The 22,893-nt window shown below is 46.6% G+C and carries 22 protein-coding genes; 14 read left to right on the plus strand and 8 right to left on the minus strand.

All coding sequences use genetic code 11. The features are described from left to right. Positions 1-53: 53 nt before the first annotated feature. Both ASG33_RS05705 and ASG33_RS05710 read right to left on the minus strand, forming a co-directional pair. Positions 54-782, minus strand: coding sequence for a lipocalin family protein (locus ASG33_RS05705; protein ID WP_056281252.1), 729 nt, complete (start codon positions 780-782; stop codon positions 54-56). A gap of 148 nt (positions 783-930) precedes the next feature. Next, positions 931-3,903 (minus strand): DNA polymerase III subunit alpha, encoded by a 2,973-nt coding sequence (locus tag ASG33_RS05710; protein ID WP_056281254.1) that lies wholly within the window; start codon positions 3,901-3,903, stop codon positions 931-933. Positions 3,904-3,958: 55 nt separating this feature from the next. On the opposite strand from ASG33_RS05710, the gene ASG33_RS05715 reads away from it, so the two are divergent. Next, positions 3,959-4,240, plus strand: a complete 282-nt coding sequence (locus tag ASG33_RS05715) for a type II toxin-antitoxin system RelE/ParE family toxin (protein ID WP_056281255.1) — start codon at positions 3,959-3,961, stop codon at positions 4,238-4,240. Positions 4,241-4,249: 9 nt separating this feature from the next. After that, entirely contained in the window at positions 4,250-4,549 is a 300-nt protein-coding gene (locus ASG33_RS05720) for a HigA family addiction module antitoxin (protein WP_056281257.1), read from the plus strand. Positions 4,550-4,557: 8 nt separating this feature from the next. Here ASG33_RS05720 and dinB read toward each other — a convergent pair whose 3' ends face one another. After that, entirely contained in the window at positions 4,558-5,787 is a 1,230-nt protein-coding gene (dinB, locus tag ASG33_RS05725; RefSeq protein WP_056281260.1) for a DNA polymerase IV, read from the minus strand. A 131-nt stretch (positions 5,788-5,918) separates the two neighbouring features. Here dinB and ASG33_RS05730 point away from each other — a divergent pair, with 131 nt between their 5' ends. Beyond that, positions 5,919-6,680, plus strand: coding sequence for a LexA family transcriptional regulator (locus ASG33_RS05730; protein WP_056281262.1), 762 nt, complete (start codon positions 5,919-5,921; stop codon positions 6,678-6,680). Positions 6,681-6,686: 6 nt separating this feature from the next. Here the strand turns inward: ASG33_RS05730 and ASG33_RS05735 are convergent, their stop codons facing one another. Next, positions 6,687-8,468, minus strand: coding sequence for an ABC transporter ATP-binding protein (locus ASG33_RS05735; protein WP_056281267.1), 1,782 nt, complete (start codon positions 8,466-8,468; stop codon positions 6,687-6,689). A 225-nt stretch (positions 8,469-8,693) separates the two neighbouring features. Between ASG33_RS05735 and nusB the strand changes: the two genes are divergently transcribed. The 6 genes from nusB to coaE all read left to right on the plus strand — a co-directional run bounded on the left by nusB (position 8,694) and on the right by coaE (position 12,396). Beyond that, positions 8,694-9,860, plus strand: coding sequence for a transcription antitermination factor NusB (gene nusB, locus ASG33_RS05740; protein WP_056281269.1), 1,167 nt, complete (start codon positions 8,694-8,696; stop codon positions 9,858-9,860). Between the two features lie 94 nt (positions 9,861-9,954). After that, positions 9,955-10,257 (plus strand): YtxH domain-containing protein, encoded by a 303-nt coding sequence (locus ASG33_RS05745; RefSeq protein ID WP_031525854.1) that lies wholly within the window; start codon positions 9,955-9,957, stop codon positions 10,255-10,257. Positions 10,258-10,265: 8 nt separating this feature from the next. After that, entirely contained in the window at positions 10,266-10,706 is a 441-nt protein-coding gene (locus ASG33_RS05750; RefSeq protein ID WP_056281271.1) for a DUF1573 domain-containing protein, read from the plus strand. Between the two features lie 62 nt (positions 10,707-10,768). Continuing rightward, positions 10,769-11,071 (plus strand): preprotein translocase subunit YajC, encoded by a 303-nt coding sequence (gene yajC, locus ASG33_RS05755; protein WP_056281273.1) that lies wholly within the window; start codon positions 10,769-10,771, stop codon positions 11,069-11,071. 12 nt (positions 11,072-11,083) lie between these two features. Further along, positions 11,084-11,773 carry a hypothetical protein gene (locus ASG33_RS05760; RefSeq protein ID WP_229238568.1) on the plus strand — a complete coding sequence of 230 codons (690 nt, stop codon included), beginning with the start codon at positions 11,084-11,086 and terminating at the stop codon, positions 11,771-11,773. A gap of 17 nt (positions 11,774-11,790) precedes the next feature. Beyond that, positions 11,791-12,396 carry a dephospho-CoA kinase gene (coaE, locus tag ASG33_RS05765; protein WP_056281275.1) on the plus strand — a complete coding sequence of 202 codons (606 nt, stop codon included), beginning with the start codon at positions 11,791-11,793 and terminating at the stop codon, positions 12,394-12,396. Here coaE and ASG33_RS05770 read toward each other — a convergent pair. Genes ASG33_RS05770 through ASG33_RS05780 form a run of 4 tightly spaced genes read right to left on the minus strand, consistent with a single transcriptional unit; the run spans position 12,393 to position 15,602 of the window. Then, on the minus strand, positions 12,393-14,150 hold the full coding sequence (locus tag ASG33_RS05770; protein WP_056281278.1) for a DNA polymerase III subunit gamma/tau: 1,758 nt from the start codon (positions 14,148-14,150) through the stop codon (positions 12,393-12,395). The two genes, coaE and ASG33_RS05770, sit on opposite strands and share 4 nt — an antisense overlap. 35 nt (positions 14,151-14,185) lie before the next feature. Then, on the minus strand, positions 14,186-15,010 hold the full coding sequence (locus ASG33_RS05775; RefSeq protein WP_310589177.1) for a glycoside hydrolase family 16 protein: 825 nt from the start codon (positions 15,008-15,010) through the stop codon (positions 14,186-14,188). A gap of 11 nt (positions 15,011-15,021) precedes the next feature. Then, positions 15,022-15,168: a hypothetical protein gene (locus ASG33_RS25725; protein ID WP_157474584.1), complete on the minus strand. Its 147-nt coding sequence runs from the start codon at positions 15,166-15,168 to the stop codon at positions 15,022-15,024. Continuing rightward, complete coding sequence (locus ASG33_RS05780; protein ID WP_056281281.1) at positions 15,165-15,602, minus strand: DUF6934 family protein; 438 nt, start codon at positions 15,600-15,602, stop codon at positions 15,165-15,167. The genes ASG33_RS25725 and ASG33_RS05780 overlap by 4 nt, the downstream gene beginning before the upstream one ends. A gap of 112 nt (positions 15,603-15,714) precedes the next feature. Here ASG33_RS05780 and ASG33_RS05785 point away from each other — a divergent pair, with 112 nt between their 5' ends. The 5 genes from ASG33_RS05785 (at position 15,715) to ASG33_RS05805 (ending at position 22,893) form a co-directional block, all read left to right on the plus strand. Further along, positions 15,715-16,716 (plus strand): GSCFA domain-containing protein, encoded by a 1,002-nt coding sequence (locus tag ASG33_RS05785; RefSeq protein WP_056283335.1) that lies wholly within the window; start codon positions 15,715-15,717, stop codon positions 16,714-16,716. Between the two features lie 59 nt (positions 16,717-16,775). Further along, positions 16,776-17,882 carry an iron-sulfur cluster carrier protein ApbC gene (gene apbC, locus ASG33_RS05790; protein WP_056281283.1) on the plus strand — a complete coding sequence of 369 codons (1,107 nt, stop codon included), beginning with the start codon at positions 16,776-16,778 and terminating at the stop codon, positions 17,880-17,882. A 69-nt stretch (positions 17,883-17,951) separates the two neighbouring features. Next, complete coding sequence (locus ASG33_RS05795) at positions 17,952-18,209, plus strand: NifU family protein (RefSeq protein ID WP_031525838.1); 258 nt, start codon at positions 17,952-17,954, stop codon at positions 18,207-18,209. A gap of 153 nt (positions 18,210-18,362) precedes the next feature. Next, a complete protein-coding gene (locus tag ASG33_RS05800) occupies positions 18,363-20,078 on the plus strand; it encodes a D-alanine--D-alanine ligase (RefSeq protein WP_056283338.1) in 1,716 nt (571 codons plus the stop codon). Positions 20,079-20,190: 112 nt separating this feature from the next. Then, positions 20,191-22,893, plus strand: a complete 2,703-nt coding sequence (locus ASG33_RS05805; RefSeq protein WP_056281285.1) for an MGH1-like glycoside hydrolase domain-containing protein — start codon at positions 20,191-20,193, stop codon at positions 22,891-22,893.

Consider the following 22,893-nt stretch of genomic DNA (forward strand, 5'->3'; position numbering starts at 1 on the left):
GAAACTATCAGAAAATCTGAAAGGTATGTTTTGTCTGGAAGGTTGGACGTGCCTTATTGAAGTGTAGGCGGGCACCTGATGCCTTTGAATACAAGTCCGCGCCGGAATTTGAGTTTTGAACGGTCTTTGAAAATCATCGAACCGTCTTTTTCTTCCACTTCCCCGAAGCCTTCAATCCATTGCGGCCCTTTTTTGAGAAACGCTACTTCCCTGGTCGATTCTGTTCCCTCCGATACGAAGGTATATTTTGCATAAATCGTATCCCCGCGCATTACCCCATCGATTTTACCCTGATTCCGGTCTTTTTCAAAAAAGGCATAAAACAGTTCACCGGTGACAATGCTGTCGGCTACATTGACGTGCAGAAATGCCGAATCCTTTCTGGTTTTGTATACAAAGCATTCGTAAAGCTCAAAATCCGAGATCAGTTTATCAGGATTGCCTGTTTTTGCATAAGTAAGCCGTTTTCCGTCATGCTCCACAACGAGGGTACTGTCCCCGGCAGAGATGATTTTCATGGTATCAGTTACGTCGTCAGTGCGTTCGGTAAACTCGTTTTTTCCGCTCAGAATCAGCAGGTCACCCTGTTTTTCCCATTTCTCATAAAGTTTGGATTCGAGATTAATGGACGAAGCCCGCCCATCGTCTTTCAAAGTAAAACCCCTTTTGTGTTGCGGCTGATCGGGTATTTCGGTTACCCAGCTGCCGGTAATGGAGCCGGATTCTTTGGTGCAGGAAGCAATGGCAAGAAACGCACAGAAGATCAGGATATGCTTTAACATCAGGCGGGGTGGTTTGTGGTTGTGCAAAAATGAGCTATTCCAGTGAATAGCAAAACTGTTCTACAACGAAAAACAACTCGCCTGCATTATCCCGCGCCCTTTAAATGCAGATTTTAGAAGTTCTTGCCAGACGTTAATATGCCCTCTGCTACTTTTCCCTTACCACCGAATCCATTCTGCTGATGTCCATCACATCTACCGTCATGAACCCAAACTCTTCCGTTACGATACCCCGAATTTTGTAAACACCCTTCACCGAAAAGTTGACCTTAGTGCCTCTTGGAAAATGAACTGTATCGATAAACTTCCCTTCCTGGTCCAGAAAAGTACCGAAATGCATTGCCTCGCCCCGGGAAGTCCGGGTGTTCTTAACAGCCACCAGATACCCATACTGAATTACTTCCTGATTTACATACCGGTGCAGATCCTTGCTCATAACGCTGGGCGGCAGTGGATGTTTAACGAGCGCAAACGGGCTGCAAAGCGGGTATCCCAGCAACTCTATCTGATCATAGGCATCGTCGATGGGCGACGACTCGAATGAAGGAAGCTCGTAATCCTTGATTTCCGTTTGAAACAATTGCTTCTGCGGGACCTTCACGGGTGTGGTGCTCAGCCGGAAATGTGCTTTCCATAACAGCGTTTTCTTATCAATACCGGTAAACCGGAAAGCGTCAATGCGGATTAGGATCGTGAGCTGTTCAATGGAAATGGCGACCCGGTCCAGAAAATTATTCAGTGACAAAAAAGGTCCGTCCGCCTCGCGCGCCTGGATGATTTTTGCAATCGTTTTTTCTTCGATCTCATTCAGGAACTGCATTCCAATGTAAATATCCTTTCCTTCGATCACAGTCTGTGCGTAACTGTGGTTTACACAGGGTGCAAGCACATTTCCGCCGAGCATTCGTGCCTCGTGGATATACAACTCCTGGCCGTAAAAACCGCCTCCATTGTTGAGCACCGCCACCATGAATTCCAGCGGGAAGTACGTTTTAAGAAAAAGGGTTTGATAGCTTTCCACGGCATAGGATGCAGAATGTCCTTTTGCAAACGCATATCCCGCGAAACTGGCGATCTGGTTCCAGATTCCCTGCGTCATTTCTTCATCGTAACCCTTTTCGCGGCAGTTTTTAAAGTACTTGTTCTTCACCCTGTCAAACTCCTCCCTTCCCCTGAACTTACCACTCATTCCGCGCCGGATCACATCCGCTTCGCCCAGGTCGAGCCCGGCAAAATAATGCGCCACCTTGATCACGTCTTCCTGGTACACCATGATACCATAAGTCTCTTCCATTAACTCAAGCAACTTCGGATGTGCTTCTTCACGACGTTCGGGGTGTCGGTGGCGGAGAATGTACTCGCGCATCATCCCGCTTTTGGCCACGCCCGGTCTGATAATGGAGCTCGCCGCAACCAGGCCGAGGTAATTGTCCACTTCCAGCTTTTTCAGCAACATTCGCATGGCCGGAGACTCTACATAAAAGCAACCAATGCATTGCGCCTGCTTGATCAGGTCGTTGATCTTGGGGTCTGTTTTAAATTTTTTTACATCATCTATATCGAACTCGGGTGCATCCGGGCGGTTGTATCTGATCACTTCCAGTGTCTCTTTGATCTTCGCCAAACCTCTTTGTCCGAGAATGTCATATTTGTTCAGACCGACATCCTCGGCGATCACCATATCAAATTGTGTGGTCGGAAAGCCTTTGGGCGGAATGTCAGTAGCAGAAAAGTAATGGATCGGCCGCTCAGAGATCAATATACCTCCCGCGTGTATGCTGAGGTGGTTTGGCTGATTGTTCTTTTGGAGATAATCCGCGTATCTGATCACCAGCGACCCGTATTGATCGAGTTTTCGGGGATCGTATTTCCCGTTACTTAATGCTTCAATTTCGTAAGCAGGCAAGCCGAATACCTTTCCCAGTTCCCGCACAGCGGCATTATGCTGGAATGTGCTGTAAGTCGCCAGTAGCGAAGCCTGGCCTTTTTTGCCGAAAGTGTCGAAGATATATTGGGTCACATCCTCCCGGTCGCGCCAGGAGAAATCAATGTCAAAGTCGGGCGGATTTTTCCTGTACAAATTCATAAACCGCTCGAAGTAGAGATCAAGCTCGATCGGATCTACATTGGTGATATTCAGCAGATAGGCGATAATGCTGTTTGCGCCGCTCCCGCGTCCGACGTAGTAGTATCCTTTTTCCCGCGCATAGCTGGTAATTGCGTGATTGACGAGAAAAAAGGGGATGAAATTCTGTTTCTCAATCAGCTCCAGCTCCATATTGAACCGGTCGAGTATGACATCATTCACATTCGAGCCGTAGCGGTACCTCAGTCCATCACAGCCGAGCTGGAAAATGCGCTGGTAATCGTCCCTTTTGCTCTGACCAAAGACCTGCAAATTCTGATGTTCACGCTCATCCCCAAATTTGAAATGAACATTACATTCATCCAGCAGCTTTTCGGTATTGTAAATGATCGTTGAGAAATCTTTTTGGTTAAAATGGTAAGTCAGTACTTTACGCGGCACGATCTGCTCGTCTTCGCAGCCGGTTTCCGACGGGAGCAATTTGCTGAGCATTGTATTTCCGTCAACCGCGCGCAGCAGGCGGTGTGCATTGAAATCTTTTTTGTGCCTGAATGTAACTGCTTGCTGAATAACCAGTTTCTCCTTGAATTTTATCAAATGCGAGAACTGGATCTTGTTCAGATCTTTCAGCGAAATGCCAATAAATTCATTCTCTCCGAAATGCTGTTTTCTGGCTGTATTTGCTTTTTCAAAAGGGTATATGAAAGCAGTATCTGTAAGCTGCGGCGCGGTATCTGGAAAGTTGGTCTTCTCGTTCAGGTGTTTGGACAAGAATCCATTCAAAGCCTGAAATCCTGCATTGCTTTTTGCCAGCCCAATATATTGCTGTTCAATCCCATTGCGGAAGTCTATCCCTACAACAGGTTTAATGTCAAACTTCGGTGCCAGCCGCACGAAGTTCAGGCAGCCGGAGGTATTATTAATATCCGTCAGCGCCATGCAATCATAATCATGCTCCCTCCCGAGCCGGAGCAACTCCTCCTCCGGAATCATCCCAAACCGCAGGCTAAAATACGAGTGACAGTTGAGTAGCATTTTGTTGAGAATTTAAACTTTATACTTACCTTGAACGTTACTAACGCGGTACGTTATGATTGTGAGTTTTTCGTCCAAAATCACGGAAAGGATCTGGCTTGGAGAGCGGATAACCTCGCTACCTATGGATATTCAATCCGTTGCGAGACGGAAATTGAGAATGTTAAATAACTCACAGAATCTGGCTGACCTCCGAATTCCGCCGTCAAACCGCCTGGAAAAGTTGTCAGGCAATTTGAAGGACTTTTATAGCATTCGTGTCAATATCCAGTGGCGGATCATATTCAAATGGGTTGATGGAAATGCGCTGGAAGTAGAAATTGTGGATTATCATTAATTATACTCAATGGAAAAGCTTGAAAATGTTCACCCGGGTGAAGTGCTGCAGGAAGAGTTTCTTGCGCCAATGGGAGTCAGCGCTTACAAACTCGCAAAGGATACTTCAATTCCGCAAACAAGAATCAGCGAGATCATCAAAGGGCGCCGCAGGATCACTGCGGATACGGCACTCAGGCTTGCGAAGTACTTTGGCACTTCTCCTAAATTCTGGCTGGGATTGCAGGACGATTTCGATTTGGAAGAAGAGCAGCATTTGATTACCAATGAGTTGAATAACATACAAACCTTGCAGCAAGACGCAGCCTGATATTCAACTCAGGCATTCCTGTGCGCCGGGATAATGGGTGGGTCGCCGTTGAAGGGGTTTCCCATACTTGAAATATTAGGTATGCCCAGCGTGGTTGCCCAGCTGATAATGGAGTTTCCGCGCTCGTCAATCCCGTACTTATCACGTATGTAGTCCATGGCCAGGTACAGGTTCAGCCGCTCTTCGGAATCATCAAACATATTGATCTGGTGATTGCCGGATACCAGGTCGCTAAAATTCACTCCTACCAGTCTTACCATCATTCTGCGGTTATAAAGCTGGTCAAACAACCGCTCTATATGCGGGATCAGCACGTGATCTGCCGAAGAGTAGGGGATTTTAACCTGTTTTGAAAAGGTATTGAAATCGGAATACCGGATCTTGACAGAGATGCACGAAGTCAGCTTGTTGCCTGAGCGAAGCTGGTACGCCAGGTTTTCTCCCATCGCACGGATCATCTCGCGCATTCTTCTGATATCCCCCGTATCTTTCCCAAAAGTGCGCTCATTGGAGATCGACTTGCGTTCGTGAAACGGGATAATCGGCGAGTTGTCCAGCCCATTGGCGCGGTTCCAGAGTAGTACGCCGTTTTTACCCAAAACCTGGCTCATTACCTGCACCGGCATATCCTGAATCGTCTTCACATACCGGATTCCCATATTTTGCAGGATCTTATCCGTCTTTTCTCCCACCATCGGGATCTTCTTGACCGGCATTGGCGCAAGGAAGGACTTCTCCATTCCTGCTTCCACCTTGCGGTGATTGTTGGGCTTTGCCTCCTCTGTCGCCACTTTCGCGACTATCTTACTGGTAGAAAGCCCCAGTGAAATCGGCAGTCCGCTCTCCCGCCTGATGCGCTCTCCCAGGTTGGTAGCAAGCTTGTAGGAGCCAAAGAATTTATCCATTCCCGACAAATCAGCATAAAATTCATCGATACTGGCTTTTTCGAAAACGGGCACTGTTTCACTGATAATCTCAGACACGATCTTCGATTCCTTGGAATAAACACCCGCGTCGCCACGTATGACGATCGCCTCGGGACAAAGCATTCTAGCTGTTTTCATGGGCATACCGGAATGGACGCCAAATGCTCTCGTTTCATAACTGCATGCGGCAACTACCCCGCGATCGCCCACGCCGCCGACCATAACCGGCTTATTTTCAAGCCGGCTGTCATTCTTCCGCTCGACTGAGACGAAGAAGGTGTCAAGATCCAGATGTAATATCGTGCGGTCCACAAATTGGAATTTTTACGTGTTGATGGATTTATTCCAAATATATGGATCATTTCCATCTGAGAAAAGGAAATATTCCAAAATAATATTATTTTTGAAAAGACATAGGTTTCGAGTAACTGATCAACTGACAAATGCCGACCGAAGAAGAATTTAAACGTTTCAAACAAGTAAGAGAAGAGTTGAATCTGACCCAGGCTGCATTCGCGGAAGAGTTGGGCATCAGCGCGACTACGGCCGATATAGAACGAGGCCGCACGCGCATTCCGGGGCAGGTTGTGAAGGAGCTTTTAAAGAAGTATCACATTAATCCGCTCTGGCTTTTTGGTGAAAGCAGCCAGAAATACCTGCATTCAGATAAAGTTTCTGTCACCCCGAAAGTAGTGACAGTCGACAGCGAGGGCAAAGAGAATATCGTACTGGTGAATGCAAAAGCGGCTGCGGGTTACCCGAGCAATATCGGTGACGCGCAATGGTTTGAGCGTTTGCCGGCATTCGGTATTCCGCTTCCCGAGTACCGGAATGCCACGTTTCGCGGCTTTCAGGTGGATGGAGACAGTATGTCGCCTGTGCTGCAATCGGGAGAGTGGATCGTGGGGAAAGCTGTTGATGATATGGATGGCCTGAGCAACCGGCGGATGTACGTCGTTGTGACTGCCGATAGTGTGCTCGTCAAAAAGATCCAGAAAGAAGCGAATTCCGGTTTTGTAAACCTGGTATCCCTGAACCCCGATTACGCACCTATCCGCATAGATCAGAATGAGATCAGGGAAATGTGGCAGGTGAGCAGTAAGCTGACATTCAATCTGGAAGCCGATACTCAGCAGGTGAGCCTGCAAAGTCTCCACCAGGAAATGAAAGAGCTGAAAGCAGAGGTAAAAAGGTTGGTGAAATAATCTCGGCTAGACTTCCTCGGCCATGAGCTGCTTTTCGTACAGCTCTTTATACGCGCCGTTTTTCGCCATTAGTTCTGCGTGCGTACCTTGCTCGATGATCTTTCCTTCGTCCAGTACCACGATCCTGTCCGCCAGCTTCGCTGAGGAAACGCGGTGCGAGATAATGACCGAGGTACGATGGTCCATAATCCGTTTCAGATTATTGAGAATGATATTCTCGGTATTAGTATCAACAGCCGAAAGACAATCGTCGAGCACCAGAATCTTGGGATCGCGTGCAATGGCGCGTGCAATGGACAGCCTTTGTTTTTGACCGCCCGAAAGCGTGATACCCCTTTCACCCAGCACCGTATCGTAGCCCTGCGGAAAGTCGATGATGTTATTATAAAGATCAGCGTCTTTTACGGCTTGTTCAATGCGTTCAAATGGCATATCGAGTGTGCCAAACCGTACATTGTTCTGGATAGAGTCGGAGAAGAGGAATACATCCTGAGGTACATATCCTATTTGCCGGCGATACGCGTGTACATCATAATCTTTCATAGGAGTACCGTCTATCAGTATCTGTCCGCCGGTCGGATCGTAAAGGCGGCAGAGCAAGTGCGCCAGCGTACTTTTTCCTGATCCCGTCGTTCCCAGGATCGCAACCGTTTCGCCGGCTTTAATGTCGAGGTCAAAGTCATATAACGCCTGGATACCTGAATCCGGATAAACAAAGTTCACGTGCTCGAACCGGATCCCGCCGTCCAGCGGCCTCACAAGATTCTTCTCGGAAACCAAAGGCGTTTTTTCATTCAGAAATTCATTGATACGGGCCTGAGAAGTGGCTGCACGCTGGATCTGACTGGTTGTCCAGCCCAGCGCCATTACCGGCCAGGTAAGCATATTGACATACAAAATGAACTCGGTAATGTTCCCGGGCGTAAGCCGGCCATTGATAATCTCCTGTCCGCCTACATAAATGATCAAGATATTACTCAACCCGATCAGCATAATGATCACCGGGTAAAAGAATGCGTCCACTTTGGTGAGCGCGAGAGACTTCACTTTAAATGTTTCGGCCTCTTTTTCGAAATTGTCGTAAGAGTGTTTTTCCTGAACAAAAGACTTGATTACACGTATTCCTGAAAAAGCTTCCTGAACATAAGTCGAAAGGGCCGAGAGTTGCTTCTGGATTTCCTGGGAACGTTTCATGATCAGGCTATTGACCACATACACACTCACAGAGAGTACAGGCAACGGCAGCAAAACGTAGAATGTCAGCTTGGCACTTACAGAAACCATATAGGAAATGACCAGCACGAAAAGAACCAGCAGGTTGATCCCGTACATCAATGCCGGGCCCACGTAAATGCGCACATTACTTACGTCTTCCGAGATCCTCGCCATCAGGTCACCGGTGCTGTGACGGCGGAAGAATGCGGCCGGAAGGGTTTGATAGTGCTGGTAAATGTCGTTTTTAAGTGCAAATTCAATGTGCCGCGACATGACAATAATGGTCTGTCGCACCAGAAATAAGAAGATCCCTTTCAGTAAAGCCATCAAAAGGATCAACAGGCCGTAAAGCAGGATACTGAATGCAAAAATGTCGTACATTTTACTTTGCAGCGACACTCCGTTATAAAGGTAGTAGATATCCAGCGTTTCGATCACCAGATCAAGCGCATAACGCACAAGTTGTGCGGGGATAATGCCAAAAAGGTTGGAGATTACAGTAAAGATGATACCAAGAATAAGGTACCATTTGTATTTCCATAAGTACTTATTGAGGTACTTTAATGATTTCACCGGCTATGCTTTGGGTAAGAAAAATGTAGCTTTGGAATAGGCAACATCCTATTTATTTAAAACGTTGCAAATTTAAGGCAGGTGTTTCATTTTTTCGAATGTGAACAAAATACGCTAATTTCGCGCTAAATTTTAGATGCTCCCGCAGGGTACAAGACCAACCTTGCCTTTATATGAAGAAACGTTCTTTGAATTACTGTACTTTTATACAATTAGTCCCGGCTTATGCTGAATAGGAGATTATTAAGGACCAAGGCTGTTCAGGCACTTTATGCTAGGCAACTGACTGCTGACGCAAACCGCCTGCTGGCGTTGGATCACATTGAGGAGGCTTTCGCGCCTGATCTGAATTCGATGGAATTTCAGGACAAACAAAAATTGTCGGGCATGAAAAAGCTGGCAAGTATTGCTTTGGACGAATTCATCAAAAACGGCAAACTGAGCGAAGATGAGGAATTGCCAGACCGCGTGGTACGTGTGGCAAGAAGCGCCTATGAAGCTTATGACAGGCAAACTAAGTCGGACGGAGAAAAGCTGGTAAGAAGGGTTTTAAATGAAACCGAGCTGATCCACGTCGATTTTGTACGGATACTTTCCATGCTGATCGAACTTTCGCATCAGGCCAAGATCGACAGGGAGAGAAAATATGATGACCCGGAGTCGCCTTTTCCGAAAGACTCAGGACTGAACTCCAATCGGGTAATCCAGCTTCTTGCAGCAGATAAAGGCCTTGAAGAGGAGATCATCCGAAGCGGGATCAACTGGAGTAATGAAATGGGCGTGATCCGTAAAACATACCGGGACGCACTTCGGAAGGATGAGGTTTATGAAGCTTACTGCCGCCAGGCTTCGCACACTCCGGAAGAAGATCAGGCATTGGTGCAGCACGTGCTGCGTCAGGTGATCCTGAAACATGAAGTTCCGCTTGATTACCTTGAACAGCGCGATTTGTACTGGGTGGATCACAGCGAGTTGATCCGGAGCCTTGCTATCAAAACATTGAAATCAGCTGATGATATCAGTACATTCCAGCTGGCGCCGCTCACAAAAGATTGGGAGGAAGACCGCGAGTTTGTCGAAGAATTATGCAAGATCGTAGTTGCCGAAAGTGACCAGTATGATCTGTATCTTGATGATCAGCTTAAAAACTGGGAACTGGAAAGGATCGCATTGGTTGACCTGATCATCCTCAAAACAGCATTGGCAGAGCTCATTCATTTTCCCGGAATACCCGTGAAAGTTACCATCAATGAGTTTATTGAAATTGCAAAAAGGTACAGTACCCCAAAAAGTGGTAAGTTTGTAAACGGCGTCCTCGACGTGCTTTCGGTGAAACTCGCAAAAGAAGGAGTTATCCGGAAAAGCGGCCGCGGACTGATCGATAATAAGTAATGCCGGCTTTGGCTGTGCATTACAATGGAATAATTTTTGGAGCTGTCGGATATAGGAAGCCTATGGCCGACTCAACAGCTAAAACTAGGAAATCATGAGTAAAACCAGTAACAGTCTAATTGCATTTTTGACAGGTTGTGTCACAGGTGCTGCATTGGGAATCCTTTATGCACCCGATAAGGGCGAAGTGCTCAGAACACAATTAACATACCGCCTGTCCAAGTATCGTGAGAAACTTCAGGAGGTAGTTCAGGACCTTATAGACAAGAAAGATCAGCCTGACAATTTTTCACGTTCAGAAGGAGAGCGTGTTGTAAACGATGCGCGCGAGAAGGCTGAAAAGTTACTTGAAGACGTAGACCGCCTGATGGCGCAGATCAAAGGTCAGGCAAGCTGAGCCGCTATATGAAACAAATATTCACTTGCATACTCCTTGCAGTTTCGCTGTCCTTTTTCAATTGTTCAAAAAGCGAAAAAGGGGAAAATGAAAAACAGGCATCTTCAAAAATGCCTGTTTTTGCATTGGTCGACAGTGCATCTTATGATTTTGGGACGATACAGGAAGGCGCAATCGTGGAACACGAGTTCAAGTTCAAAAATGAGGGTGAATATCCCCTTATTCTGAACAATATCTCATCTTCCTGCGGCTGCACCACACCTGAATGGCCGAAAGAGCCTATCGGGCCGAATCAGACATCGAGTATCAAAGTGCGGTTTGACAGTAAAAACAAGAGCGGCCCGCAAGTGAAAACGATCACGGTTTATGCAAATACAGAACCTGCATATTCTGAATTGCGACTTAAAGGAATTGTGAATGCAGCACCTAAGCCGCAAGAATCCAAATAACTCAACTCTATCCATTTAAGACCGGTTTACGGTTTTGAACTTACCTAATCCATTTAATTCAAATGAAGCTTTCTCTTTTAGCACAAGCAGCAACCGACGGTTCTCAAACAATGATTTACCAGGTTGTAATGTGGGTCGGAATCATCGGTGTATTCTATTTTTTCATGATCCGTCCGCAACAGAAAAAACAAAAGGAACAGAAAGAGCTGTTGACTAACCTGAAAAAGGGCGACCAGGTGGTGACGATAGGAGGGATACATGCAAGAATTTATACTGTCGAGGAAGCTACTGTAACGCTTGAACTTGACAAAGGAGTTAAATTAACTGTCGAAAAATCGGCAATTTCACGCACAATAGCAGGATAAACCTAGTTGGCCGTGAATTACGTACCACCAAACCAAAATCGAATCAAAACCTTTATTGGATGCTTGCTGGCTGCGTCTTTCTTCTGGCTGATGAATGTGCTGAACAGGGATAATTATTCCATCAAGCTGAATTACCCGCTGGAAATCGAGTACGATAATGCATCGTATGTTCCCATGCAGCCACTGCCACGCCGGATCTCTGTCAATGTTTCGGGCGACGGTTGGAGATTACTTCAAAAATCATGGCTGAATTTCAATGCCAATCCGGTGGTTTATAAAGTGGTCAATCCTAATGTGAGGAATGTGATCAATTCCACCGCTCTTACCGACCAGGTTGCCGAGCTCTTTCCCGGATTGCATGTGAACTATGTGGTATCCGATACTTTTGAGCTGAGTTTTGAACCCAAAATCAGGAAGATTATCCCGATCAGGGTAGATAGCGCCGGGATTGAGGTCAGGGAAGGTTATGTGATTTCCAGCATTATCAATGTATCTCCTTCTTTGATTTCAGTCGACGGTCCGGTTTCACTGATCAAAACCTATCCTGATACCATCCGGATCTCTGTGCCCACACCTAAGATCCAGAACAACTACGACGAAAACCTGCCCATTCCTTTGCCCGTTTCACCGTTGGTCGATGTGAGTCACCGCGATGTGTTCGTAAGTTTTGAGGTAGCTCAATTTCTGAATGTACCATTGTAAGTAAACCGGCTAAGATCATGTCAGCTCCGCTTCAAATTGGCGTTACAGGTGGAATTGGCTCCGGTAAAAGTGTTGTTTGTGAGCTGTTTAGCTGTCTTGGTATCGCCGTTTATAACGCTGATTCGCGGGCAAAGTGGCTGACAAACTATCACGAAGGTATCAGGCGCGAAGTTACCGGGTTACTTGGTCCGGCTGCTTATAACTCCGAAGGTAAATACGATACTGCATTTGTTGCCTCTGTTGTTTTTAAAGACGAAGCTTTGCTCAGAAAGCTGAATGCGATCATTCACCCGGTTGTGCAGGAAGATACTGCGCACTGGGTCGCCCGTCATTCCGGCGATGCTTATGTGATCAAGGAAGCTGCGATCATGAAAGCAGCAGGTGATGGAAATACGCTCGATTTTGTAATTGTGGTAGAAGCCCCGGCGTCACTTCGGGTTGCGAGGATATTAAAGCGTGACAGCAGGTCGGAGCAGGAGATCAGGGCGATCATAGACCGGCAGGTATCTGACGAAGTCCGAAGTGAAATTGCTGATTTTATTATCACAAATGATGAAAATGCCGCATTGATTCCGCAGGTCGTACAGCTTCACCAACAATTTCTGGCCCGCTCCAAATCTTAAAAATCCACGTCCAGGCCGAGCGCCTGTTTCAGTTCAAGCAGATAAGGATTTTTCTCCGCCATATAATTGAATTTTTCAGCGGGAGTATATGGAAGGCGGTTTACCTCCTGCGGTGCTACCCGCGCATTCACATCTAATTTTGGTGCATTCAACCGACTTTTCAAAAAGCTGAGCAGCTCGTAGCGCACATTCTGGAGTGCTTCAAGTTGGTGAGTGTTCGCCAGCGCAATTTCAATGGAAGAACCTTCCAGTTTAAATTCGCTTCTCAGGGTAAGTTCTTCTGTAGTGGAATTTCCACCTTCCCGGCGTTTTTCAGCAAACTCATACCAAAGTCGTTGAAGTGTTTCAAAGCTTAATTCTTCCTTTCTGATCCCGTTTGTAAATGCGCCACTATCCTGCTGACGGGTTTCGGCGACGGTTTTTGCTGCTGGCTGGTAGCTGACCGGCGGCGTCATAGCCAACGGAATTGTATTTTTCAATTTTGAAGATGTAACCGGCGCAGGTGCAACAGCGGGTGCGGTTACCTGTGCGCTTCCATTACTCTGCGGAACTGAGTTAATCTCGCTGGCTGCCGGGCCGCTTCTTACTGGTTCGGGCTCAGGCTCAACTTTTTTTTTTGCCGTTTCATCAACGGCTGCCAGTGAGTTTAATTGAAGGATATTGGGAATATTGGCGAGCCTCATCAGGCAGAGCTCTGCATGTAATCGCTGGTTCTTGGCAGACTTGTAATTAATGTCGCACTGACCGGTAATGCTCAATGCAGAAAGCAGGAAGCTCATATCCGCCGCCGCCGACTGTTCCAGGTACTTGCGCTCAGCAGAGGCGGAAACTTGAAGCAAGGTCACAGTTGCAGGATCTTTACAAACTAGCAGGTTTCTGAAATGCTCCAAAAGTCCTACAACGAACAAATGCCCATCAAAGCCTTTTCTCAAGATTTCGTCAAATAAAACCAGGGAACGGGCAATGCTGCCGGCGATGAGCGCGTCGGTTATTTTGAAATAATAATCATAATCCAGAATGTGCAGGTTTTCCAGAACGGCGGCATAGGTAAGCCGGTTGTCCGTGGAAAAAGTCACATTAAGGTCAAACATCGAAAGTGCATCGCGCAAGCCACCGTCAGCCTTTTGTCCGATAAGCTCCAAAGCTTCGCTTTCCGTCTCAATACCTTCTTTTTTGGCGATATCGGCCAGGTGGTAAGCAATGTCCTTGGACTGGATGCGGTTAAAGTCGAAGATCTGGCACCGGGACAGGATAGTGGGCAGGATCTTGTGCTTTTCTGTGGTGGCTAAAATGAAAATCGCATAGCTGGGTGGCTCCTCCAACGTTTTCAAAAAAGCATTGAATGCAGCCTGCGAAAGCATGTGCACCTCATCTATGATGTAGATTTTGTACTTGCCGGTTTGAGGCGGATAACGCACCTGGTCGATCAGGTTGCGGATATCTTCAACAGAGTTGTTGGACGCAGCATCAAGTTCATGGATGTTAAATGATGCATTGTTCTGGAAGCTGACGCAGGATTCGCATTCACCGCAAGCTTCTACATCATCTCCAAGGTTTTGACAATTAATCGTTTTTGCCAGAATACGTGCGCAGGTTGTTTTTCCAACTCCTCTTGGTCCGCAAAAAAGAAAGGCCTGCGCAAGGTGATTGGTACGTATCGCGTTTTTTAATGTAGTAGTAATGTGTGATTGCCCAACCACCGAATCAAAGGTAACAGGGCGGTATTTTCTGGCGGAAACAACAAAATTATCCATGATGCAAGATACCTCCGTGCGGTGGATTTTCAAAGTTACTTTTTCTCCGCCAGCGGGTAAACGCGCACGTAATCGACCACCATTTTTTGAGGGAATACACTGTCATCCACGCCCTTTTGCCCGCCCCAGTTACCGCCTGCGGCTATGTTCAAAATGAGGTGAAAAGGCTTGTCAAAGGGCCACTCTGCCCATTGATAGGCGGCTTCTTTCAGGAAAACAAAGTAAGGTTTGTTGTCAACCAGTATCGTAATGGATGCAGGTGTCCATTCGCAGGAATACACGTGAAAGTCCTCCGAAGCCTGGTCTACGATCACGTTGTTACCTTTGTTTGTTTTGGCAACATGATTGAATGCTTTGGTGTGGATGTTACCGTGTACGCGATCCTGGTCAAAGCCGACGTGCTCCATAATATCGATCTCTCCATTGTCCGGCCAGCTCTTGTTTCCGTAGTTATTCTCGCTGTACAGCATCCAAATAGCGGGCCAGGTGCCTGTTCCTTTCGGCAGTTTGACCCTTACTTCAATTTTACCATATAGAAAATCTCCTTTGCCTTTGGACACCAGCCTGGCCGAACTGTACTCCGCTTTACCCGACTTCTCTTTGATCGCGGTAATAACAAGGTTGCCGTCTTCCACTCTGGCATTTTCGATCTTGTCGGTATAGTTCTGTAGTTCATTATTTCCCCAACCGTGATCTCCCAGCGCATAAGACCATTTTGCCGGATCCGGCTGCCCGGGTTGGTTAAATTCGTCTTGCCAGGACGGAGTGGAGGCGAAGGTGTATGTTTGATGTTGCTGAGCAATAGCATCTGGCCTTGAACATCCCAGCAAAGTTGTAATTGCAAGTCCAAAGATTGCCAAACTCGGTAGGCTTATCTGGCGCATTCTTCCTTAGCAAGAGTTTTGATTTTAGATAAATCAACTTTTTTCAGCATAGCATTTACAATTTGTAATTCATGCTTAATCAGTGTTGCAGCCGACAATCTTGTAACTTCGACTTCGTTCTTTTTGTCTCTCATAGCTTATTTGTGATTACGTATAGGTCGTAAGATTGATCTGGTAGAAAGTGCCCAATGCTATCATTGGTTACTCCTAAAATAACATATTTTTCTGATAATTGTTTTAGTTCTCTTGATATTGCAATCCGATAAAGCCTATGCCTTCTCGGATCATTCCCTCTAAAAACAACTACATAGTCTTTTTCGATTTCCAGGAAATCTACAACAATTTTAAAAACGGTGGCCACTACCTTAGCCATATCTTGGTTTCTTGTCTCTGTGTTGTTACTGCATTTCCCAGAATCAAGAATGTCGAACAGAGCAAGATTGAACACGTTTTCACTTTCCGTTTCTGAAAACGTGACGAGTTTTCTAACATTTTTGTCTTCGCCGAGACTTACAAATTCATATTGATACTCTTTTTGAAAGGAGAATTGATAAGAGGGTTCTTCCATAATTAGCTGTGTGTTTTGACATCCTAAACCTAAACCTTTCCAGAATAACAGGCACAAAGCGATTCTCCAGCGGTTTAAAAGTTACCTTTGTATGCCCGGACTCAATGTTGTTATGAAAGAAATCAAATTCAGTACAGAAGTAGAAATTGCCGCTTCCGAATGGAAGATGGACCACCAGTCGAAAGTCCTGACGCTCGGATCCTGCTTTGCGGATGTTCTGGGTCAGCAGCTTGCAGGCTATAAATTCCCGGTGCTTAACAATCCCCTGGGGACGATTTTTAACCCGCTTACCATCGCCAAAACAATTGATTCAGCCATTGAAGAGCGGTATCCGGCTTCTGAGTTGTTCATGAAAACAGAAGATGATATCTGGTTACACCACGATTTTCACTCTTCGCAATGGGCGGGCAGTCAGTCAGAGCTGGAAACCAATATCAAGTCGCATTTAATGGAAGTCGGTGCTTTCCTGAAAGAGGCCGATCTGCTTGTGATCACACTTGGCACTGCGTACGCTTACAGGCACAAGGCCAGCAACATGATCATCGGCAATTGCCACAAGCTCCCTGCAGACCAGTTTATTAAGGAGCTCCTGCATCCTGATCAGATCATCAAGGCAATGGAGCCCCTTGTACAGAAACTGCTGATGTTCCGCAGGAACCTACGCATTGTCCTGACTGTAAGCCCTGTCCGTCATACGAAAGATACTTTGCCGCTTAACCAGGTTAGTAAGTCCATACTGAGGCTCGTTTGTCACCGGCTTTGCGAGAAGTATAAGCACATCAGCTACTTTCCATCGTACGAGATTATGGTGGACGAGCTGCGTGACTACCGTTTTTATGAACCCGATCTGATCCATCCCAGCAAAATCGCGGAAGATTATATATTTAATGCATTTGCAAAGACCTATGTTGCCTCCGATTCGCAGGATTTAATGCGTCAATGGGATAAAATCATGTTGACGCTCAACCACCGTCCACTGCATGGATTCTCGAAAACGCATTTGAAATTTTTGAAAACGCTTTGGAGCAAGCTGAATGAAGTTTCACGAAAAATTGACGTCACAGAAGAGATGAATGAGGTAGAAAGGAGAATTGGAGAATTTCCCGTTTCATAACAAACTCAAAGACCATTTTCTGTGTTGGATAGAATTAGTTAAGGTCCTCAACCATCGTAATGGGAGAATTTACAATCAATAAAGAAAAAGTATTACAGGCGCTAAGTACTGTCGAAGAGCCGGATTTGAAAAAAGACCTGGTGACACTCGGTATGATCCAGGATATTGAGATCGGAGTTAATCAGGTTCATTTTACAGTTGTTTTAACAACCCCCGCCTGCCCCCTCAAGGAACTGATCAGAAGGAATTGCGAGAATGCGATCCACGAACATCTGAGTCCTGATGTTGAGGTAATTATCAAGCTTACAGCGAATGTAACCTCTACGCGGCAAACAGGTCCGCTGATTCCCGGTGTGAAAAATGTGATCGCTATTTCGTCCGGTAAGGGTGGAGTAGGGAAATCTACCGTGACCGCAAACCTGGCCATGGCACTTCACCGTTCGGGTGCGAAGGTAGGGATTATCGATGCTGATATTTTTGGCCCGTCTATCCCGGTGATGTTCGGCGCTGAAAACATGCAGCCGACCATTACTCCGAAAGACGGAAAAAATTACATCAACCCGATCCGGCAATATGGGATTAAAATGATCTCAATCGGATTTTTGACTCCGCCTGACAGCGCAGTTGTGTGGCGCGGACCCATGGCGAGCCAGGCTTTGAAACAATTTTTTGCAGATACTGACTGGGGAGATCTCGACTATCTGCTGATCGACCTGCCGCCAGGTACCAGTGATATCCACCTTACCCTCGTGCAAACAGTGCCGGTAACGGGAGCAGTAGTGGTTACTACCCCGCAAAAGGTAGCGCTGGCAGACGCAATGAAGGGTTTGGCGATGTTCAAACAACCACAGATCAATGTCCCCATTTTAGGGATTGTAGAAAATATGGCGTGGTTTACGCCGGAAGAATTGCCGGATCACCAGTACTTCATTTTTGGAGAAGGTGGCGGGCAGAAGCTGGCAGATAAATTCGATGTGCCGCTGCTGGGCCAGATACCGCTTGTGCAGGGGATAAGAGAGGCAGGAGATGAGGGAAGGCCCGCTGTAATGAATACAAACCCGATTGTTAACGATGCATTCAGGGACACGGCAGAAGCCCTCGCGCAGCAGGTTGCAATCCGCAATGCGAATAAAGATAAGACTGTTCCTGTCGAGATTCAGGTTTGATTTCGGGCCTGATTAGGATTTGATTTTTTGAATATTATCTTGCATCTTAGCAAATACATAATAGAACCAATGGATTCCAAAGAAAAAACATTAGAACTTATTGAGCAGGCACTGGAATCAGTGCGGCCCTATTTGCATGCTGACGGTGGTGATGTGAAACTTGTTGAATTGACTGATGATAACATTGTGAAGCTTGAATTGCAGGGATCTTGCCAAAGCTGCCCAATGAGCGCTATGACGTTTCGTGCGGGTCTTGAAGAGTCAATTCGTAAAGCAGTACCTTACATTAACAAGGTTGTTTCCGTAAACGTACCGGCGCTGGCTTAACTGTCAGATCTATATAAAATCATTGAAAAAGGCAGTTCTCAGCAAAGGGAGCTGCCTTTTGCTGTTTTAAACCTGCCAGTTTTTTCATACAGATTGATTCCTCCCAAATAGTAGCTTATCTTGCGCGTGTTGAATAAAAACCGGGATTATACTATGCGTATCGGAATATTTTTTGGAGGCCCTTCACGAGAAAGAGAGATATCATTTGCAGGTGGAAAAACAGCTTTTGAGTACCTCGACAAGTCACTTTTTGAGCCAATACCTGTATTTGTTGACAGTTTTGGCCGATTTGTCCTGCTTGAAAAGCAACTGATGTATTCCAGTGAAATACGCGAGTTCTATCCACCCAAATCACACCAGAAAGCAGGCTTCAAAACCTATATAGAATCTTTTCCCGAGCTCGCTTCTGAGCCATTGCCGCCTGAGCTGGGTAGGATCATCTCACCCGCAGAATTCAAAAACCATTTCGATTTCGCATTTCTCGCCATGCACGGCCCTGACTGCGAGGATGGCGCCATTCAGGGTTTGCTGGAATGGTATAAAATCCCTTATAGCGGCCCGGGATTGATGGGATCTGCGGTGGGTATTGATAAAATTTTACAAAATGAAATGATTGCGCTGGTCAATGGACAGCAGAAGAAAAGCTGGACACTGACTTACAAGAGCTGGATCCCGGACGAATATCCGTTGTTGTTCCAGGTACTTAAAAAGCATCTCGGCCTGCCGCTGGTGATCAAGGCGCCGCACCAGGGTTCGTCCATCGGCGTGGCGATCGTGAAAGAGGATTCGCTTGAAGAATTTATCTCCGCAGTGAACCAGTGTTTTTTCAGGATTGAGCTCGAAGCTGCTACCTGGAAATCTTTCGGAAGTGCCGAGAAGCAAGCCTGGGGACAGAAGATAGCCAACCTGGATGAGGGCATCGGCTTTCCGGTAGTATTAACAGACAAAACCATTTATCATCCTGCCGAACTGATCGCTGAGCTGGATACCTACTTTGCTGCGGGCAATGCATCGGCAGCATTAAGCAGCTCGAATGCGGAAGACCAGGTGCTCGTAGAGGAATATATCAATGGACAGGAGTTTTCGTGCGGCTGCATTCAATTTGACGACGGAAAGCCACTTGCATTGCCGCCGAGTGAGGTGATCAAAATGGTACAGGTTTTTGATTTTAATGCCAAATACAAGCCCGGCGCCAGCCGTAAGCGCATTCCCGTTGATACTTCACTTGAAAAAAATCAGGAAATCCAGCAGGTAATCGCACAGGTTTTTGAGCAGCTCGGAATCGATGTATGTGTGCGTATCGACGGTTTTCTGACCGAGGACGGACGCATTCTGCTTCATGATCCTAATACGATTCCGGGTATGTCGCCGACCTCTTTTATATTCAAACAAATGGCCGAAATCGGGCTGAATGTAACGCAGGCACTTACTTACCTCGTTCGCCAGTCTATCCGTGAACGGATCAGAACGGGCAAAAACACCTGGGCGCTTCGTGCTTTGCTTGCCGGGCTCGACGAGAAGATCAATGCAAACAATGCGATTGCAAAGCCGGTTGAGTACATCGTTTTCGGTGCTACGGACGAAGAGTATATCAATGCCCGTCTTCGTTTTGGCGCACTGAATGCACAGGGAACTACGCAGCCCGTGCCCGTTTTGAAAGCAAGCGACGGACAAATTTACAAACTTACCACCCCGCTTATGTTCAAAGAATATGTAACGGAAGTAGAGGCACTGCTGAAAGTGGAACGCCACCCGTTACTTTCTGAAACATCTGCCCGTGCAGAGCAGCTAACGCGGTTTTACGCAGGCAACGTTTCCTTCGAGGTATCGTCCTATCCCGACCTGGCAGCGATGCAATTAAATGCCTGATAGGATTGCGGGTTTTCAATTTTCTACCTGTTTTTGGTGTTTTTGGTGACCGGTTTTTTAAATTGGGTAGATTTTACAACGAGATTCATTCCTTTCGATAACATAAATATTAATGGCAAACGGCGCTGAAAAGGTAAGATTAAGCCTTCAAAAGGATAATAAGGGATGGAAGAAATGGGGGCCTTATTTGTCCGAACGCCAGTGGGGAACTGTAAGGGAAGATTACAGCGGAAACGGTGATGCCTGGAATTACATTACCCACGAAATGGCTTTGTCAAAAGCATACAGGTGGGGCGAAGACGGAATTGGCGGGTTTTCTGATAATAAGCAGCATATCTGCCTTTCCTTCGGTTTTTGGAACCATAAAGACAAGATTTTAAAAGAGCGGATATTCGGACTTACCAACAGGGAGTCTAACCACGGTGAAGATGTGAAGGAAATGTACTATTATCTCGATAGTACCCCCACGCATTCTTACACTAAAATGCTCTACAAATACCCGCAGCAGCTTTTTCCTTACGACAAGCTGCGCCAGGAAAACGGCCGACGGGGAAAGCAGGATCCTGAATACGAAATCATGGATACTGGCGTCTTTGAAAATGACGATTACTTTGACATCTTCATCGAGCACGCGAAGGCAGATGAGGAAGATATCATGATGAAAGTCACGGTATTTAACCGCGGCCCGGTAGATGCTCCGATTACCGTGTTACCTACCATTATGTTCCGGAATACGTGGTCGTGGGGTTATGAAGCCTTCAATTACAAACCGATCATGAACGGCATTTCTAACCGTTTGGTAGAAGTGACGCACCGGAAGCACGGGAAATACAACCTTTACCTGGATAATGCCGACGAGCTGCTGTTTTGTGAGAATGAAACAAACTTCAAAAAGCTATACGGTACTGCCAATAACACAGCTTATCCGAAAGACGGGATCAACGATTATATTGTATCGGGAGGCAAAACGAACACAGTTAATCCTAATCACATTGGTACCAAAGCTTCTGCCCGGTTTACCCGCACGGTAAAAGCAGGCAGCAGCGAAGTATTCCGTTTGCGGTTTGTTAACCACACCATTTCTGAGCCTTTCGGTGGTTTTGAAGATCTTTTTGCAAAGCGGATCCGCGAGGCTGACGAGTTTTATGACGACTTGCAGCGTGATGTTTCTGATGCTGATTTAAGGTCCATTCAGCGCCAGGCTTATGCCGGAATGCTTTGGAGCAAGCAGTTTTATTACTACAATGTATACGAGTGGCTGAAAGGTGATCCTGCTCAGCCCGGACCTAATCAGGGACGAAAATGGGGCCGTAACTCGGGCTGGAAGCATTTGTATGCGGCAAATATCATTTCAATGCCCGACAAATGGGAGTACCCGTGGTTTGCAGCCTGGGATCTGGCATTCCATTGCGTGCCGCTTGCGAGGGTAGACGCGGATTTTGCCAAAAGACAGCTCGAAATCCTGCTCCGCGAGTACTATATGCACCCCAACGGGCAGATACCTGCTTATGAATGGAATTTTTCAGATGTGAACCCGCCAGTTCACGGCTGGGCTACCTGGAAAGTGTATGAGATAGACCGTGAGCAGAACAATGGAGTAGGGGATATCCAGTTTCTTGAAAAGATATTTCACAAACTGCTCCTGAACTTTACCTGGTGGGTCAACCAGAAGGATGATACCGGGAACAATATTTTTAGCGGCGGGTTCCTAGGGCTGGATAATATCGGGGTGTTCGACAGATCTACTCCAATGCCTTTTGGCGGAAAGCTGCAACAGGCTGATGCAACGGGCTGGATGGCGATGTACACGCTGAATATGCTTCGGATTTCGGTTGAAGTGGCGCTTGTTCATCCCGTGTACCAGGATATGGCGTCTAAATTCTTCGAGCACTTCCTGCATATTGCGGGTGCAATGGAATCCATTGGCGGGAAGAATTCGTCGATCAGCTTGTGGGATGAGGAAGACCAGTTTTACTATGACGTGATCCACATTCCGAATGGACAGAGTATCCTGCTGAAAGTCAGGTCGATTGTGGGATTGATACCACTTTTTGCAGTCGAAATCCTTGATCCTCAGAACCTGGATAAATTGCCTGTTTTTAAAAGGAGGGTTGAATGGGTACTGGCTAACAGGCCTGACCTGGCAAGATTGATATCGCGCTGGTTTGAGTCTGGCAAAGGTGAAAACCGCTTGCTATCGATCCTGCGCGGCCACCGGATGAAAATGATCATGAAGAGAATGCTCGACGAGAGTGAATTCCTTTCAGATTACGGTGTACGTGCGTTGTCCAAATACCACGAGCAGAACCCTTACAAGTTTTATATCAACGGCGAGGTTTTACAGGTAGATTATACCCCGGCGGAGGCACTTACCGATATTATGGGAGGTAATTCCAACTGGCGCGGACCGATCTGGTTTCCATTGAACTACCTCATTTTTGACTCGCTGATGAAATTCCATGCTTATTATGGCGAGGATTTTATGGTAGAGTATCCTACCAATTCGGGTAACCTGGCGACTATTAAAGAAGCGGCTGTGGCAATTGCCTGTCGGTTGATAGACATTTTCAAGAAGGATACCGAAGGAAACCGGGCAGTTTACGGGCACGATCAGAAGATGCAAAAGGACAACAACTTCAATGATCACGTGCTGTTTTATGAATATTTTCATGGGGACAATGGTCGTGGCTGCGGCGCCAGTCACCAGACCGGATGGACGGGGCTTGTTGCAGAATTGATCCACAAAACCGCGAAAGAAACAGTTAAAGAAGACGCGACCGAAGAAGCCGGCGTCGACAAAAAATCACTGGTATAA

Source organism: Dyadobacter sp. Leaf189, assembly GCF_001424405.1.
Lineage (GTDB): Bacteria > Bacteroidota > Bacteroidia > Cytophagales > Spirosomataceae > Dyadobacter.